The 17494-nt window shown below is 35.5% G+C and carries 19 protein-coding genes and 1 pseudogene; 4 read left to right on the plus strand and 16 right to left on the minus strand.

Features of this window, described 5'->3' with window-relative positions; translation table 11 throughout:
* Nucleotides 1-263: 263 nt before the first annotated feature.
* The 7 genes from aroC to ACTJJH_RS03085 form a co-directional block, all read right to left on the minus strand.
* Nucleotides 264-1355, minus strand: a complete 1092-nt coding sequence (gene aroC / locus ACTJJH_RS03055; RefSeq protein ID WP_002113712.1) for a chorismate synthase — start codon at nucleotides 1353-1355, stop codon at nucleotides 264-266.
* 12 nt (nucleotides 1356-1367) lie between these two features.
* A complete protein-coding gene (gene prmB / locus ACTJJH_RS03060) occupies nucleotides 1368-2375 on the minus strand; it encodes a 50S ribosomal protein L3 N(5)-glutamine methyltransferase (RefSeq protein WP_262729788.1) in 1008 nt (335 codons plus the stop codon).
* A gap of 236 nt (nucleotides 2376-2611) precedes the next feature.
* Nucleotides 2612-3817: a tryptophan synthase subunit beta gene (gene trpB, locus ACTJJH_RS03065; protein WP_440600719.1), complete on the minus strand. Its 1206-nt coding sequence runs from the start codon at nucleotides 3815-3817 to the stop codon at nucleotides 2612-2614.
* A gap of 36 nt (nucleotides 3818-3853) precedes the next feature.
* On the minus strand, nucleotides 3854-5041 hold the full coding sequence (locus ACTJJH_RS03070; protein WP_000498060.1) for a vWA domain-containing protein: 1188 nt from the start codon (nucleotides 5039-5041) through the stop codon (nucleotides 3854-3856).
* Between the two features lie 15 nt (nucleotides 5042-5056).
* Complete coding sequence (locus ACTJJH_RS03075; RefSeq protein WP_238517320.1) at nucleotides 5057-5908, minus strand: AAA family ATPase; 852 nt, start codon at nucleotides 5906-5908, stop codon at nucleotides 5057-5059.
* Between the two features lie 29 nt (nucleotides 5909-5937).
* Nucleotides 5938-6324 carry a hypothetical protein gene (locus ACTJJH_RS03080; protein WP_025469819.1) on the minus strand — a complete coding sequence of 129 codons (387 nt, stop codon included), beginning with the start codon at nucleotides 6322-6324 and terminating at the stop codon, nucleotides 5938-5940.
* Complete coding sequence (locus tag ACTJJH_RS03085; protein ID WP_005069366.1) at nucleotides 6317-6622, minus strand: YcgL domain-containing protein; 306 nt, start codon at nucleotides 6620-6622, stop codon at nucleotides 6317-6319. Before ACTJJH_RS03085 ends, ACTJJH_RS03080 begins: the two co-directional genes overlap by 8 nt.
* A 463-nt stretch (nucleotides 6623-7085) precedes the next feature.
* Between ACTJJH_RS03085 and ACTJJH_RS03090 the strand changes: the two genes are divergently transcribed.
* The gene (locus ACTJJH_RS03090) at nucleotides 7086-7250 is read left to right on the plus strand and encodes a hypothetical protein (RefSeq protein WP_002113596.1); all 165 of its coding nucleotides are present in this window, start codon (nucleotides 7086-7088) and stop codon (nucleotides 7248-7250) included.
* A 72-nt stretch (nucleotides 7251-7322) separates the two neighbouring features.
* On the opposite strand, the gene ACTJJH_RS03095 is transcribed toward ACTJJH_RS03090, so the two are convergent.
* The 3 genes from ACTJJH_RS03095 to ACTJJH_RS03105 all read right to left on the minus strand — a co-directional run bounded on the left by ACTJJH_RS03095 (nucleotide 7323) and on the right by ACTJJH_RS03105 (nucleotide 9052).
* Nucleotides 7323-7658, minus strand: a complete 336-nt coding sequence (locus ACTJJH_RS03095; RefSeq protein ID WP_068527158.1) for a hypothetical protein — start codon at nucleotides 7656-7658, stop codon at nucleotides 7323-7325.
* A 178-nt stretch (nucleotides 7659-7836) separates the two neighbouring features.
* Entirely contained in the window at nucleotides 7837-8103 is a 267-nt protein-coding gene (locus ACTJJH_RS03100; protein ID WP_014206661.1) for a hypothetical protein, read from the minus strand.
* A 97-nt stretch (nucleotides 8104-8200) separates the two neighbouring features.
* Complete coding sequence (locus ACTJJH_RS03105; RefSeq protein WP_346523890.1) at nucleotides 8201-9052, minus strand: LysR family transcriptional regulator; 852 nt, start codon at nucleotides 9050-9052, stop codon at nucleotides 8201-8203.
* A gap of 118 nt (nucleotides 9053-9170) precedes the next feature.
* On the opposite strand from ACTJJH_RS03105, the gene ACTJJH_RS03110 reads away from it, so the two are divergent.
* Entirely contained in the window at nucleotides 9171-9845 is a 675-nt protein-coding gene (locus ACTJJH_RS03110; RefSeq protein ID WP_322976646.1) for an FMN-dependent NADH-azoreductase, read from the plus strand.
* Between the two features lie 464 nt (nucleotides 9846-10309).
* Here ACTJJH_RS03110 and ACTJJH_RS03115 read toward each other — a convergent pair whose 3' ends face one another.
* The 5 genes from ACTJJH_RS03115 to ACTJJH_RS03135 form a co-directional block, all read right to left on the minus strand.
* Nucleotides 10310-11434, minus strand: coding sequence for a ribonuclease D (locus ACTJJH_RS03115; RefSeq protein ID WP_002113905.1), 1125 nt, complete (start codon nucleotides 11432-11434; stop codon nucleotides 10310-10312).
* Nucleotides 11435-11766: 332 nt separating this feature from the next.
* Nucleotides 11767-12363: a recombination mediator RecR gene (gene recR / locus ACTJJH_RS03120; protein WP_002113756.1), complete on the minus strand. Its 597-nt coding sequence runs from the start codon at nucleotides 12361-12363 to the stop codon at nucleotides 11767-11769.
* A 9-nt stretch (nucleotides 12364-12372) separates the two neighbouring features.
* Entirely contained in the window at nucleotides 12373-12702 is a 330-nt protein-coding gene (locus ACTJJH_RS03125) for a YbaB/EbfC family nucleoid-associated protein (RefSeq protein WP_002113538.1), read from the minus strand.
* A 265-nt stretch (nucleotides 12703-12967) separates the two neighbouring features.
* Nucleotides 12968-13204, minus strand: a complete 237-nt coding sequence (locus ACTJJH_RS03130) for a hypothetical protein (protein ID WP_039761370.1) — start codon at nucleotides 13202-13204, stop codon at nucleotides 12968-12970.
* 167 nt (nucleotides 13205-13371) lie between these two features.
* Nucleotides 13372-14559: an O-succinylhomoserine sulfhydrylase gene (locus ACTJJH_RS03135; RefSeq protein WP_032006131.1), complete on the minus strand. Its 1188-nt coding sequence runs from the start codon at nucleotides 14557-14559 to the stop codon at nucleotides 13372-13374.
* Nucleotides 14560-14695: 136 nt separating this feature from the next.
* On the opposite strand from ACTJJH_RS03135, the gene ACTJJH_RS03140 reads away from it, so the two are divergent.
* Entirely contained in the window at nucleotides 14696-15781 is a 1086-nt protein-coding gene (locus tag ACTJJH_RS03140) for an alpha/beta fold hydrolase (protein WP_440600720.1), read from the plus strand.
* A gap of 113 nt (nucleotides 15782-15894) precedes the next feature.
* Here the strand turns inward: ACTJJH_RS03140 and ACTJJH_RS03145 are convergent.
* Nucleotides 15895-16359, minus strand: a pseudogene (locus tag ACTJJH_RS03145) (hypothetical protein).
* A gap of 854 nt (nucleotides 16360-17213) precedes the next feature.
* On the opposite strand from ACTJJH_RS03145, the gene ACTJJH_RS03150 reads away from it, so the two are divergent.
* Entirely contained in the window at nucleotides 17214-17483 is a 270-nt protein-coding gene (locus ACTJJH_RS03150; protein WP_002122146.1) for a YARHG domain-containing protein, read from the plus strand.
* Nucleotides 17484-17494: the final 11 nt, after the last annotated feature.

Raw genomic sequence — 17494 nt, forward strand, 5'->3', positions numbered from 1 at the left:
TAATAAACTTATATAAAACTAATTTGAATAAAATTAGTTTTAAGATATAAATATCTTGAGTAAGTATAAAATTAATAAGACTTTAATTTCTTACTTAAGCAGATAAATATATTCAGAAATAAATAGCGGGTATTATATTTATATAGAGATTATAAGACAAGGAAATAATTTAAAATTTAATAGAGCCGAATATGATAAAAAAATTAAAGCCCCCAAGTTTAAGTTAAATATGGGGGCTTAATTTACTACAGTCAAAATTATGACTATGGTTCAATTGGTGCAAACGGTGGAACAACATCTGCATTTTGTGCACGATGGCGTAGGAAGTGATCCATTAGGACAATAGCCAACATTGCTTCTGCAATTGGAGTTGCTCGTACACCTACACATGGGTCATGACGACCTTTAGTTAACACATCAGTATCTTCACGGCTTAAATTAATCGTTTTACCTGGTGTTGTAATACTTGCAGTAGGTTTTAATGCAATGGCAACTCGAATCGTCTGACCACTCGAAATACCGCCTAAAATACCACCTGCATGGTTCGCTAAGAAGCCATTACTCGTCAACTCATCACGTGTTTCATGACCAAACTGCCCAGCAACTGCGAAACCATCTCCGATTTCAACACCTTTAACCGCATTAATGCTCATCATGGCATGAGCAATGTCAGCATCTAGACGGTCAAAAACAGGTTCACCCCAGCCTACAGGAACTTTTTCAGCTAAAATTTCTAGCTTAGCCCCGCAGCTTGTACCTTGTTCACGCAAAGACGTAACCAATGCTTCAAAACGAGGAACAGCATCTACATCACCACAGAAAAATGGATTATTTGGAACTTCATTCCAATCCAGTTTTTCAGCAACTTCATTACCGATTTGAGTGACATGACCACGAATCAAGACACCAAATTTTTCTGCTAAATATTTTTTAGCAATAGCACCCGCTGCAACACGCATAGCAGTTTCACGTGCACTCGAACGACCGCCACCACGGTAATCACGGAAACCATACTTTTGTGTATAGGTGTAGTCCGCATGACCCGGTCTAAAGGTTTGCGCAATATTTCCATAATCTTTCGATTTTTGGTCAGTATTACGAATGAGTAAACCAATTGGCGTACCAGTAGTTTTACCCTCAAACACACCAGAAATAATTTCAACCTGATCAGGTTCTTTGCGCTGAGTCGCAAATTTTGATGTACCCGGCTTACGGCGGTCCAGATCTTTTTGTAGATCTTCTTCGGTTAACTCAAGACCAGGTGGCACGCCATCAACAATTGCCATTAAGCCAACACCATGAGACTCACCACATGTCGTTACACGAAAGAGTTGTCCAATACTGTTCCCTGCCATATGTACAACTCCTTATGCTTGTTGCTGTTCAAATAGTTTTCTATAACGACGACATTGTTCTGCAGTTAAAGCAAAAATGCCAGAACCACCCTTTTGGAAAGTAAGCCAGTTGAAATCAATAGTATTGAAGTTCTGACGCATAGCCCATTCAGAGTTACCCACTTCAATGACAATTAAACCATCTTCAGTTAAATAATCTGCCGCTTGAGCAAGCATTTTACGCACGAGATCTAAACCGTCTTGGCCTGCTGCCAATGCAAGCTCAGGTTCGTGTAAAAACTCTTCTGGTAAGTCAGCCATATCTTCGGCATCAACGTACGGAGGATTACTTACAATTAAATCGTACTGGTTTTCAGCTGGAATCTTGGCAAATAGGTCTGATTCAAGTAACGCAACTTGATATTGCTTATTGTGGTGTTCAACATTAATCGATGCTACCTCTAAGGCTTCTTTAGAGATGTCCGTTGCATCCACTTCCGCATCTGGGTAAGCATAAGCCAAAGCTACAGCAATACAACCAGAACCTGTACACATATCTAAAATACGCTGTGGAGTTTTAGGTTTTACATTTTCTGGCAGGTTGTTAAGTGCTTCACGCATTTGACCATTTTCATCTAAGCAATATGGTGCAAAACGTTGTTCAATTAATTCTGCAATTGGTGAACGCGGAATAAGTACACGCTCATCCACATAAAATGGCTTATTAAAGAAGTAAGCTAAATTTAATAAATAAGAAGTCGGTATACGGTCATTAATACGACGTTCTAACAAACTTAAGAATTCTGCTTTTTCACTTGGCAAAAGCTTAGCATCTAAAATCTCTGAGTCTGCTGACCATTCAAGAGATAAGGTTTGTAAAACTAATGCAGAACTTTCTGCAAAATAATCTTCAGTACCTTGTCCTAAATGTGCATCATGTTGACGTAATGCTGATACCCCAAAGCGAATAAAATCTCGAATTGTAGATAAATTTTCAGCAGCTTCCTGTAAATGTTCAGGGCTAATCGTCGGTCGCTCCACTTAGGCGTCTCCAAAGGCAAATTTTGCAAAGTGACTATTCTACTGAGTGAGACAAAGCAACGCAACGCTTTGCCTTGTGAAGCAGTGTTTTACACACCTATCTCTAACAATCACAGCTTAAAATCAGAATACTTTGTTTTAATTAAGAAATAATGAACTTTTAACCAGGTATAGATTTCGCCTATGAAATAAAAAAGCGGTCTTTGAAGTTTGACCGCTTTTTATGTTTAGTTGGTTTAAAGCTTAAGTTTTTCTGCCACATAATCCGAATCTTTGTCTCCACGACCAGAAAGATTAACCACAATCATGGTTTCTTTCGACAGCTTTGGTGCTTCTCGTATTGCCCATGCAACAGCGTGTGAACTTTCAAGTGCGGGAACAATTCCCTCTACACGAGATAAGGTCATAAAAGCATCCAAACATTCTTGGTCAGTTGCAGTGCTATATTCCACACGGCCTAAATCTTTTAAGAAACTATGCTGTGGCCCAACACCAGGATAGTCCAATCCTGAAGCAATAGAATGCACGGGTAACGGTTCACCAGCTTCATTTTCAAGCACGTAACACGCCATACCATGAATTTGACTTGGTTTACCTAAGGTTAAAGTTGCCGAATGCATGTGAGTTTCTAAACCATGTCCTGCTGGTTCAACCCCAACCAATTTCACATCCGAATCATTTAGAAATGCTGTAAAGGCACCGATTGCATTTGAACCGCCACCAACACATGCGACAACATAATCTGGGTTTTTACCAAAACGATGATGCGTCTGCTCTTTAATTTCATTACCAATAATCGATTGAAAATCTCGAACCATTTTTGGAAATGGATGTGGTCCAACCACAGAACCAATTGCATAAATAAAGTTTTTAGGGTCTTTTAAATATTCTTCAAAAGCGCTATCAACTGCATCTTTTAAGGTTGCTGTACCACGTGTTACTGAAACTAAATGAGCACCCAAAATTTTCATTTTGACCACATTTGGATGTTCTTTTTCGATATCGACTTGACCCATGTGAATTTCACATGGAATACCAACTAAAGCACAAGCGGTTGCCAAAGCGACCCCATGCTGACCAGCACCTGTTTCAGCAATAACTTTCTTTTTGCCCATATATTTAGCAAGTAAAGCTTCACCTAAGCAGTGATTAATTTTGTGGGCGCCCGTGTGGTTCAAATCTTCACGTTTTAAGTAAATTTGTGCGCCACCTAACTGTTCAGATAGACGCTTCGCATGAAATAACGGACTTGGACGGCCTACATAATTTGCAAAGAGGTCTGATAGTTCATTTTGAAATTCAGCTGTATGGCGAATTTCTTCATAAGCAACATTAATTTCATCCATTGCTTCTTTTAAATGCGGAGGAATAAATTGGCCTCCATATTCACCAAAAAATCCTTGTTCATTTGGCAAAGCAATACCATTAATTTGATGTTGCATATCATCCCTCTTTTTAAATTATTAAAGTTATCAAGTTTATCGAGAAAGGTAGCGTGTTAAGTCCTCAATGCCTTTTAGGGTCATTGGATACATATGGTTTTCAAAAATCTCTTTAATCCAACCAATGGTTTGAGTGTAATGCCAATACCCTTCAGTTTCAGGGTTTAACCATGCTGTTTTATCAAAATGTTGACGTAGGCGACGTAACCAAACCTCACCTGTTTCATCATTCATATATTCAACCGAGCCACCTACCGATTTCAGCTCATACGGTGCCATACTAGCATCACCCACCACAATTACACGATAGTCGCGTCCGTAAGTATGGAACAGATCCCACGTATTCATGCGGGTTGCTGTTCTTCGGTAGTTATCTTTCCAAACATAGTCATAAAGACAGTTATGGAAATAAAAGTACTCAAGCGTTTTGAATTCGGTTTTAGCTGCGCTGAAAAGCTTTTCACATTGGGCAATGTGCGCATCCATCGAACCACCCACATCAAACAACATGAGTACTTTGATTCGATTGCGACGCTCTGGCACCATTTGAACATCAAGAATACCTTGTTTGGCTGTTTCTCGAATAGTTCCATCAACGTCTAACTCTTCAGCTGCGCCTTGGCGAGCAAATTTGCGTAAACGTCGTAACGCAATTTGCATCTGACGAGTTCCAAGAACTTGGTCATCATCTAGATTTTGGTATTTCCGCTGTTCCCAGACTTTAACCGCCGAACGTTTACGCCCTGGCCCACCAATTCTGACGCCTTCTGGATGGTCACCAAAAGCTCCAAAAGGTGAAGTTCCACCTGTGCCAACCATACGGTTACCACCTTGGTGTTTCTTATGCTGTTCGCGTAAACGCTCTTCTAGCATTTTCATCAGTTCTTCTAAAGAACCTGCTTTTTGAAGTTCAGCTCTTTGCTCTGGTGTTAAATGCTTTTCGAGAAGTTCTAAATCGAACCAGTCTTTTGGTAATTTATGAACTTGCTTAAGCAACTCATCGATATCAAAAGTTTCAATGCCATCAAAATAATCTTTCATGGCACGATCAAACTTATCAAAAAATCGCTCATCTTTAACTAAAATAGTTTTAGCAAGCTGATAGAACTCTTCTTGGTCAGCAAAAACCAAACCTTCACTCACCGCACGGTTTAGATCAATGAGTTCACGAGTGGTAACTGGAACACCATATTTACGTAAGGTGTAAAATAACCGCACAAACATGGGTTACTCCCTCCCTTAACGTCGAGACATGAAAGCCAAGCGTTCGAGAAGTTGTACATCTTGCTCGTTTTTGATGAGAGCACCATATAAAGGTGGAATAGCTTTAGAGGTATCTCGATTACGTAATACATCTTCAGGCATATCATCTGCCATGAGTAAGCTTAACCAATCAATTAACTCAGAGGTTGATGGCGGTTTCTTCAAATTAGGAATTTCACGTAGTTTAAAGAAAACCTGTAAAGCTTCGTTTACTAGTGTTGCAGAGATATTTGGAAAATGAACTGCAATGATTTCTCGCATTGTGGCTTCATCTGGAAACTCAATATAGTGGAAGAAGCAACGACGCAAGAAAGCATCTGGCAATTCTTTTTCATTATTTGAAGTAATAATTACAATTGGGCGTTGCGTAGCGGTAATTGTTTCATTCGTTTCATAAACATAAAAAGTCATTTTATCGAGTTCATGCAACAAGTCATTTGGAAACTCGATATCGGCCTTATCAATTTCATCAATTAATAATACGCAACGCTCTTCACTGGTGAAAGCTTCCCACAATTTACCGGGTTTAATGTAGTTCTTAATATCGTAAACTCGGTCATCACCTAACTGGCTATCTCTTAAACGAGAAACTGCATCATATTCATACAACCCTTGCTGTGCTTTAGTTGTAGATTTGATATGCCAAGTAATCAGTTTTAAACCTAAACTTTGTGCTACTTGTTCAGCAAGTAAAGTTTTACCCGTGCCCGGTTCACCCTTAATCAGTAAAGGCTTTTGCAAAGCACGAGCTGCTTTTACAGCAAGCTTAAGACTATCAGTCGCGATATATTGATCTGTACCGGTAAAATGTTGGGTATCAGCAGACATGTAAAGACCTTATTTTTCTATTTCAATGGTTAGATGGAACGCATGCTTTTGTTTGTTGAATATTTTGACCAACAATATCCAATCACCAAACCTAGACCAACTACAAACAGAATTAAAGATAAATTTGACCAAATTAACGGACTATCTTTAGTTAAAATACCAAAAAGAAGTCCAAAAATAGCAGGTGCTACAGATGCATTCGGTCCTTCAGACACTGTTGGTGTAACTAAAATAGCAAATACAATCAACCAGCTAATTGCACCAAAAGTGGTAGGAAGACGGCGCATTAATCGCCACCAACACCACAAAGCAATAATAGCGCCTATTCCATAAGCTGTTAAAGCAATAACACCTTCAGGAATAACATCCAAAAAAGAGAATAACTGATTCATTATTCCAGTTTGATCTTCACGCACCACGTAAGCCCTCTGGTTCAACTGCATTCGGGTTAATTAACCCTTCTGGCGGCATCTGAATAAAGAAACCTTTTGTTTGTAATGAGTCTAAAACATGTAAAACATTAACACGCGCCAATTTACGTGTTGGAGCCAACTCTAAATGCATGACAAACGTTGCACGACCAAACGCTTGTAAAACAGCTTCAGGAACATTTTCAAACGGATCAGCTTGTTCCGTATTGTCAGGATAGTTTGGACGAGCAATATACATGTACATTTCATCTTTTTTGCTCGATCTATAAATATCACAGTGCATTTCAAATCAACTCTTGAACTAAGGACAGCATACATGAAAAAAAACGACACACACACGCAGGTTTGTTTACGCATCAGTCGTTTTTTTAATTCTTGAGAAATATTAACCTACAACATTGATTAAGGTCGATAATAACTTTGTTCCAAACAGGAGTTAGATTTCATAAAAACAATATAAGTTTTTGATTTTAAATACCAAAACACAAAATCTATTTTATTAAAATAAAAGCAGTTCTTGGATTTTAAAAAAGTATTCATCATCAAAGATTTGATAATAGTGTTCTTGCAAGATTTATACTTAAGCTATCAAAATAATAAATTTCTTTTTCACTTATTTAAGAATACACATTTGAGTAAAAGTTTTAACTACTTCACTACACATCACCAGATGTTACTTAACTCGTTTAATAGCGAGATATGATTCAATAATAAGTATCTTGTTCATAGATATGGAGGACGAAATTATGCCTCGTGGTGATAAAACTGCTTATACAGCAAAGCAAAAACGTCAGGCCAAACATATTGTTGAGAGTGAGGTAGATAGAGGCCATTCTCAAGAAGAAGCCGAACGAATTGCATGGTCTACCGTCAACAAACAAGATGGTGGCGGTAAGAAAAAGTCCCATTAATTTATAAAAATAAATACTTCTTTAGCCCAAACTAAAGAAGTATTTTTTGTTTAAAGACGTGTTAATTTTTTTCTAGAAGACGCGAGAGCTTTTTATATAGTCATCGCTTACTTGATTTAACGCACTCAAAATAGCGCTATCATCTTGACTTAATAAAGCTTTATTAAGACTTTCCATATAAGCAATGAGTTGGGTTTTAGAAGTATGGGCGAATTCGGTCGTTACAGCTTCATCTTCATATAAGATTACATAACTGCGTGCAAAACCGTAGATTAGGTAAACTGCTGCTTTTTCTTTTGTATCTTGAGATTCTTTAAGAGACTGCTCACATGCATTTTTTAAGTCTTTAAATGCATCTGTACCAGTAGATTGATTTTTGAAAGATAAAAGTATTGTTTGGAAGTTCATATCCATATTCCACTTAAAAAGTAAAGCTACAGAACAAGATAGAACCTGTCAAATAATATCCTGATTAATATAAATTTAATTGTAAATAAATTTATATTTAATTTCTTTTAACTCACAATAAATCATGCAATAAAAAACCACTCCTTTTTAAGAGTGGTTTAGTTAAAATTATCATTCATTAGAAGCTTATTTCAATTGTGATCGTGGTACCGGAGTGCTCAATATCAGTTGAGACATTAAAACCTCTGCTTCTAAGCTCCTCTTCAACCAGTGTAAGATGATCAGGGCTTATAGCATCAACAGGAAACCAGAAAGTTGCTTTTCGTTTCCCCTCCTTAGATTCAGACTCAGTACCAGTTAAAATTTTTTCCAATATGACGTCTTGATTTATTTTAAAGTTTTTAGCGTTTTGACGAGCTTGTTCAGCATTAAAGTTGTTAAGCATATTTATCTCTCTAATTATTAATTTATCTAATTTTATATCATAAAAACGCTATATAAGTTTTAGTGTTGTGTAGTTAAAACCAATCAGAGATATAAGTTTATTGATTGAATAAACTTTCTACCCATTCAATAAATTTTCTGGCATTTCTATTTTTAAAATCGTCCTTATTTGGAATGTAGTAACATAGCTTTGATTGAACGGCTTTAGTTTTAAACTCCTGTAAAAGATTCGTCTTAACAAACCTTTGGGTAAGTGTAGTAGAGCAAAATACTAAACCATTGGCAGATAAAGCCTCGTGTATCCCAAAAATTTCCTGATCAAATTTCTTAATCGTCACCCTATCTTGGTTCCATTCATTTTCCTCAAGCCAAGCCTCTAGTGGTGGGCTTGGTAATGCCTTATTTTTCCATTCTGTCGTAAATAAAGTTATTGGTTCACTAGAACATTTAAGCAGATCAAGTTTGGATGAACCAAATACATTAAAAGACTCATATTTAACAATATCTTGAGACTGGGCCAAAGATACGTCGCCATATCGAATAGGTAATGTATACAAGTGATTATCTAAAGTTTCACCTGTAGAAAACTCAACAGAGATATCGGGGTACAATTGATAAAATTCATTTATTGAAGGAATTAGCAGCATTGCAGCTAGTGAAGACGTACTAGCGACTCTTACTATGTTTCCATTTACTGTTATTTCACCTAGTGCATCTTCAATTTTACGAAATCCTTCAGAAATTGCTCCAGCAAGTCTTTCCCCTGTCGTTGTAAGCGTTATTTTCCTTACCTGTCGATGAAATAAATCAACATTTAATCTGCTTTCTAGATTCGCAACATGATGTGAAATTGCAGTCGGTGTAAGCGAAAGTTCTTCAGCAGCCAACTTAAAACTACCCAATCGAGCGGCTGATTCAAATGCTTTAAGTGCTTGCAAAGAAACTTGCATGCTTCCTCCCCATTTACATTTATGAATGAATTAAAATCATCTATAAATGTAATTTTCTCGTTTGTCTACTTATGTTTTAAAACTCAAAATAAATTAAATCCTAACCTTTTTGGAATTAATGATGAGTAAAATATTACATATAGATGCTAGTGTCAGAGCTGCAATTAACGCTAATCCAAACCATAATTCTATTTCAAAAAATATTGCCAGTCGGTTGATCGACTCATGGAAACAACAACTGCCTATACATGAATATATTTATCGTGACGTAGGAATGAATCCACCACCCTTTATTAATCAAAACTGGATTGATGCTGTATTCACACCTGACAATAAAAGGACCGAAGCTCAACGTGATGTTTTATCTATATCAGATCAATTAATAGCAGAAGTTTCACGCTCAGATATTCTTGTAATTTCTTCACCTATGTACAATTACGGCATGCCTGCTCAACTGAAAGCATGGTTTGATCAAATTATTCGTATCAATAAAACCTTTGATTTTGACCTAGCTCGTGGAGACTTTCCCTTACAACCTCTTTTAGCTGGAAAAATTTTAATTATTATCACTTCCAGCGGTGAATTTGGGTTTGAGAAAGATGGGATTCGGCATGATATGAGTCATCTTGTACCCCACATTCGTACACTGAGCAAATATTTAGGCGTAGAAAAAATTTATGAAATTACTTCTGAGTATCAAGAGTTTAGAGATCATAGGCATATAGAGTCATTAGAAAATGCTTTTCAAAAAGCTGAAGAAGTTGTTTCTAAACTTGCTGATTCATTTAGATAATATCTGTAGATTTTAATACTCATTTTTAAATTTCATAAAATTAAGTTACTTTAACTAAGCCATATCATTAAAAATAAAAAAGCCTACCCAATTGGGTAGGCTTTTCATTTCTGCACCGAAACAAACTTATAGTTATATATTATATAAATTGAAGTTGTTTTTCTTAAATCCAAGAATATACAGACCTGTATGTTTAATCAATTGAATTTTTCTCATTATATAAGTTAATTTAATTCATTATTGAAATTTCAAATTATATTTACTTTATTACATTATTTTATGAATTTTATCAGGTTAAATAATTATTTAGATAAACTACAGAAAATCTATTTTTTGTATACTTAGATATTATAATTAGCTCATTTTAAATAGTAATTAATTAAAAATTTAACAGCATGATTATGCTTTAGTTAAAAAGGCTCATCATATGATGAACCTTTAAATTTCTAATTATTTATTGCATTTTAAATAGATAAACTTTGTTTTTCTTCTTGAAACAACTGGATTAATGGTTGCGTTAATAACTCATAACGCCATCCTAATAGATAGTCAGGTAAATCCTGTTCATCCCCTTGACATAGAACATGTTGATGAATGGCGTTTAACCATTTTTTTCTCAACAACACTTCTTTAGGAATAGAAGTCTCATTTATTGCATGAGCAAGTACCATATCCATTTTATTTAAAGTCTCTTTAGACGTAATCTTAAATGGTTTTGCAATCTTTGATGGCCATTTGCTTTCGACTGGCAAATCTTTAAGAAGTTCTAAAATCGTTTTGCCGTACTCGCGAACTACGTTTGGACGAATATCTTTAACTTGCGAAAGTTGAAAGCTATTGCGTGGGTTCTTTTCAACCATATCAATCATGGTTGAATTTCTAAGAATAAAACTGCGTGGCTGATTCGTTGCTTTCACAATGTATTCACGCCATTCACTTAAATTTTGTAATTGCATTAGCTGACGACGTGAGTGACGATAATTTCCCACATCGGTATATAGTAATTCGTTAGGGGTTTCACTAATGATTTCTTTAGTTAGACTACTACAGTCCTCAAGAACATAGTTATAAAGCCCTTTCTGCTTAAGCTGTTCTTGAATATGATGAGCTAACTTCATTAAATACAAAACATCGTTAGCAGCATAACAAAGTTGTTGAGGCGATAAAGGTCTAGCTAACCAATCAGATCTGGTTTGATCTTTTTCAATATCAATATCAAGACAAAGTTTTAAAGCACCTTGGTAACTCACTTGCAGGCCATGACCTAAAAAAGAAAGGCCCACTTGAGTATCAAACACATTAAGCAAATCTTCTTGATCAGCATAATGATAGATTAAATCAATATCTTCTCCACATGCATGAAAAATGTTTTGCTGCGCGAGAAAAATCTTTTTCCAAAACTGACTTAGATCTAATGAAACACCATCCAACAGATAGACATCACCATTTACATTGACTTGGCATACTCCAAGTTTAGGCCAGAGTGTGTCAACCTTAATAAATTCTGTATCAAGTCCATATATTGAACATTGATCCATTTTTTGAAGAACATCAACCAATTCGGTTTGCTGTTGGATAAACTGAAACATGCTTTCTCAAGTATTGCAAAGAGTGCTTTAAACTCTGGTATATATAACATAGAAGCAGAAAAATGCCACTTAAACCTTTATGAATACTCTATTTTTGAACAATTTTTCGAAAATAGATAATTTTTTGATCTTTTATTTGTACTTTTTAAATTTATCTCCAAATGTTCTTTATTTAAAATTTATAAGATCTTTTTCATGCTTATATTCATATTTTATTTAAACTATCTTTAATAATAAAAGACAGAATAATATTTATGTTTAATAACTGAATTTAATTAATAAATTTAATCAAATTGATAGTACATTCATTAATGAAATAAGCATCGGAATGCTTATTTCATTCTCATGCGGTTATGCACTGCCTGACTTAAAGTATGGCTATCTACGTATTCGAGTTCACCACCCTGAGGTACACCTTGAGCAATACGCGTCATTTGTATTGGTAAATGTTTAGTCGCCTCTACCAAATAATGGGCTGTCGCTTGTCCTTCTACCGTCGCATTGGTTGCCAAAATGACTTCTTCAATAGTACCTTGGCTTAGACGCTGAATGAGATAAGGAATACCAATTTCTTCCGGACCAATACCATCTAATGGAGAAAGATGGCCACCTAAAACATGGTATTTTCCACGAAAGCTACCGCTTTGCTCAATCGCCATCACATCCGCTGGTGATTCAACCACACACAATAACTGATCATCTCTGTCAGTTGAGGCGCAAATATCACAAATTTCATGTTCAGTCAGAGAATGGCAGACACTACATTCATGTATATAACTTGAAGCCTCATGTAAAGCATGCGCTAATGCAAATGCCCCTTCTCGATTTTTCATCAAAAGATGTAAAGCCATACGTTGAGCCGACTTCGGACCAACGCTTGGCAATATACGTAAAGCTTGAACGAGTTGTTCAAATCTATCGCTAAACACTGAATTTCCTTAGAACATGCCCGCTAAGCCAGGTGGTAAACCCATACCAGAATTTGCTTTTTGCATTTTTTCTTCAGAAATCACTTCTGCTTGACGCACAGCATCATTTACTGCAGCAGCAATTAAGTCTTCAATCATGTCTGGTTCATCTTGAAGTAATTCTGGATTAATTTCGATACGTTTTACGATATAACGGCCAGTCATTGTAACTTTAACTAAACCACCGCCCGCTTCAGCGTGTACTTCAGTTTGAGCAAGCTCTTCTTTAGCCTTTTTTATATTTGATTCCATATCTTTTTGCATGCGCTGCGCTTGCTGCATAAGCATATTGATATTCATAAACCTAACTCCGTATCTCTATCAAATATTTCAAGTAATATTGATAGTCACATAACACTGCAAAACTTAAACTCTTTCTACTCCCCCTATAGATCATCAAGATCATTGAGGTTAGTACGTTTAAATCAAAATTAATCCGTAATTCTGACACAATAAATCAATGTTTTCTATTGGTATCTATGAAACTATTTTCTATGGTCAATCCACTATAAAGCTTTTATGTAGAAAACTTTTGATGAGTAGAAAAAAGTAAAATTTAGAAAAGTTACTGGGCAGCCTGTAGACTTTTATTGTTTGTTTTATATTCACTTAAGGGAACTTTCTTGAACGAAGTATTGGCTTTTTCTATTGAAAGATCAGCATCTTGAACAGATTTGTTTGCATCATTAATTAATAATACAGTTTCACTCATCTGTGTTGGTTCATCTTTTTGGGCAAATACTCTATATCCAACCAGACCAATTACCCCTATCGTAACTAAAATAATTATTGGTTTAAGCATGACTAAAGACTCTCTTTGTTATTTTTATTAAATTTAGAACTTTTATACGTTGAAATTTTAGACTGATTTATAACAAAACGTAGACTTTTTATTGCTATTGTTGTTTATAAGTAACAAAAAAGCCACATTAAAATCTATGTGGCTTTTCCATAACAAACATAACTTAATTAGATTAAATCTAACCCACGCGAGATATCGCCAATAATATCATTAATATCTTCTAGACCAACAGAAACACGAATTAGACCTTCTTGAATACCAGCTGCTTCTTTTGCTTCAACAGAAAGTTTGCCATGAGTTGTGGTTGCTGGATGGGTAATCGTCGATTTCACATCACCTAGATTACCTGTAATCGAGATAAACTTAGTATTATCAATAACCTTCCACGCACCTTCACGCTCGCCTTTAACAACGAACGATACAATACCGCCAAAGCCATTTTGCTGTTTAGCAGCAAGTTCATGACCGTCATGAGCTGGTAAACCAGCGTAGTAAACCTTCTCTACCTTTTCATGAGTAGATAACCATTCTGCAAGAATTTGAGCACTCTCACAGTGTGCTTTCATACGTAAACGTAAAGTTTCTAGACCTTTTAAGAAAACCCATGCATTAAATGGGCTCATTGATGGTCCAAGCGTACGAACAACACCAAAAACTTCTTCTAACAACTGATGATTGCCAACAACAGCACCGCCTAATGCACGGCCTTGCCCATCTAGGTATTTAGTCGCAGAGTAAATCACAAGATCCGCACCAAACTTGAGTGGTTGCTGCAAAACAGGTGTACAGAAACTGTTATCAACCGCAAGTAATGCGCCATTCGCATGGGCGATATCTGCTAGTGCTTGTATATCTGCAATCTCAGCTAAAGGGTTAGACGGTGACTCAACAAAGAAAAGTTTGGTTTCAGGACGTACAGCATTTTTCCATTCGTCTAAATCACATAAATCAACAAATGTAATGTCTACACCAAACTTGGCAATATATTTTTCAAATAAGGCAACAACTGAACCAAAAACTGCTCTTGAGCAAATAACATGATCACCCGCTTTTAGATATGCCATAGCAACTGACAAGATTGCGCCCATTCCAGAGCTCGTCGCTACAGCTCGTTCAGCACCGTCTAAAGCTGCTAAACGTTTTTCGAACATCGATACAGTCGGATTAGTAAAACGAGAATAGATATTTCCTTGAACCTGACCAGAAAATTTTGCTGCAGCTTCAGCCGCATTTTCATATACAAATGATGAAGTCAAAAAAATCGGTTCGCCATGTTCGCCTTCAAAACTACGAGTATGTCCGGTACGAATGGCTAAAGTATCAAGTTGGTATTCTAAATCATCAGACTGGTGCATTAAATGTTCGCCTTTACTGGTCATGTACTAAAAAACTATCATCATTTTGAGTGTCTAGGGTATTTAAGGTCAAGGTAAACCTTAAAATTATCGCTTAGACTTTATTCAACTTTAATAAATAGTTGGTAAAAGTAAGATGAAACGCTTAAAGTCCCTTGTCTCTGAACAAAGTCAAATCAAGCATCTCTCTACCCGACTATTTCGTCCTCAAACATTAGTATTGTCACAAAGCACTCCGTTCGAAGTGATTGGTGAATTTAATCAAACCCGTATTCGTTATTACGCAGCTACTCAAAAACAATTCAAAGAACCTTTAGTATTTGTTGCTCCACTCGCTATTAATATGGCGATATATGATTTATACCCTTATCGTTCTCTTATTAAATACTTCCAAAATGCTGGTTTTGATGTCTATTTGGTAGATTGGGGCCGTTTAAAGTTTAAGGACAGACATCTTAACTTTTTATCATTTATTGAAGATTTCATTCCTAAAGCCATACAACTTGTCAGAACACACTCTGGAAGTGAACAAATCTCGCTTCACGGATGGAGTATGGCAGGTATATTCGTCACTTTATATACAGCGCATAATCATCCAAATTATGTTAAAAATCTTATTGTTCTTGGTAGTCCAATAGACAGTTATGCTTCTGGCTATATTGGGAAACTCTATCGAACCATAAACAACACGATTGGCCGCAATAAAAAAATTCAAAAACGTATTTACTCTGGATTGCCAAAACGTCTGATTCATAGCCCAGGAATTTTAAATTCTTTAGGTTTCAAAATTCTCGACCCTAAAGGCTGGTTCGATGGTCATATTCAACTACTAAAAAATCTTAATGATCTTCAGTTCGTACAAGAGCATGCCACTCTAAGTAGCTTTTTAAATAATATGATTGATTACCCGGGTGGAATTAATCAGGACATGTTGTTCAATGTTTGGTTGCAAAATCCATTGAAGTGCGGCTTTATTGAGTTAAAAGATAAAAAAATTGAATTAAAAAATATCGACTGCTCTCTCTTAGTGGGCGCGGGTCGTAGTGATCAACTGGTTACCGCTGATGCAGCTCAACCATTAAGCCAGTTAACCAGTAGCCAAGATGTTACGTTTACTCTCATCCCTGGCGGACATTTGGGTCTCATGTCGAGTCAGGCAAGTGCATTGGAGTTCTGGCCACAACTAGCAAAATGGCTCACCGAACGATCAACGCAAATTTAAGAATGAGGCCATAATTCAATCCATTGCTTTTATTGGCTTGGCTACAATAAGCCCTCGTGTAATGGTGCATTTACCAAAAATATTATTGTTTTAATAGAAAATTATTATTTTCACTATGAAGGCACTTTATTAACTTTTTTATAATCGGATGATTTAAAGTAATTTACAATCATCTGCGCACTTTTTTCAGAAGAGGCCTTGGCCTGCTCCAGTTTTGTTACATAAGGATTAGTCACTATACAGCTCGGAAGTAAACTATTTGTAAGCGGTGGAAACTTTTCTCTTCCACCTAGAGTAATTTTTTCGATAAAACTCGCTAACCACATAATGTACTCACTTTTATTCTTATAAATTGGCATTAAGCTGATATCGAGTTTAACTGAACATTCCTTTGCAGGTTTATTTAAACATTCTTCAAAATCAATAAAGTTATATTTTAATTTGTATGAAGTGTCTTTTATCTCTTACCGGATAATACTAACTAAGCTATTCAAGTGCCCAATTACATCCTCGGAGAAAAGCTTTTCTTCTTCGAACTTTTTATAAACTTTTTCAGCAATTAATAAAAATTGTGACATCACCTATTCCTTTAATATTTAGTCTTAACGAATGACTAGATCCTTTAAGGAAGTATGATGAATATACTATTACTATGTGTAAGGGTATGAGGGTAGAAAGTAACTATCAGGGCAATTATGAAAGCAACATTTAGACTATGTCACAAAATCTAAATATAAGGCGAACTTATTCTCAATATAAAATACTAAATTTTAATGATTCGAAATAACTTTAATAAAAAAAGCCCATTTCATTTGGAGAAATGGGCTATAAAAACAAAAACTATCAAACGCAGCAATTATGGGCCATATAATAAGACTTTAAATATGTAAAATCAATGCATCTTTCAGGTGAATTTTAATCTTAAATAAAAGTCGAAAATAATTTTATCTCTGTTTCAATAAGAGAAGCCCATTTCCGTCTAAAATAAATGGGCCTAGTGAATTCCACCTAATCCTAAAATACAAAATGTGATAATTATCACGCTTTGTTCTTTGATCATGTCATTAATATCTTTCTTTTCCATTGACCAAAATTCAAACTAAAGCTGTCTTTTCAGCAAAAGATGAGTCATGAATATGGCTTTTCTACGAACTTTTTGATTTTTTATTTAATAGAAGCAAGCTCCCTATTTCCTTCATTATGAGCAATTACAAGGTGTTAGATAGTAGTTAAATTATGGAAAGAAATATAAAAATTTAGTTAAGTTTTTGTTTTTATTGTTTATTTTTAAAATATTGATATATAAAGATTTTATTCATTTTTTGCCCAAAATATAAACCAAAATGACACCTGAGTAATTAATAGTCATTGAAATATTGGTAAGAAACCTTATATTGAGTACAGGTTCATACCTTTAACTGAGGAAAAGCTCATGAATAAATTTATGGTTGCAGTCTTTACTGGCATGGTGAGCATTGCTAGTTTAGGCGTACAAGCTGCAACACCTGAGCAAGAATGTCAAAAATTGCAAGATGATTATAATTTGATTTATGCGTCAAAAGGCTTTTGCTTTAAAGATCCTGATGCTAAAGAAAAATATGGTAATGAAAACTGTCACACGACAAAACCAAAGTTTTCTGACAAAGAGCAACAACGTCTTGACGCTATTAAAGAACGTCAAAAAGAATTGAAATGTAAATAATTTTAAAGGAA

This window comes from Acinetobacter sp. 22301, from assembly GCF_052045285.1.
Classification (GTDB): Bacteria; Pseudomonadota; Gammaproteobacteria; order Pseudomonadales; family Moraxellaceae; genus Acinetobacter; species Acinetobacter pittii.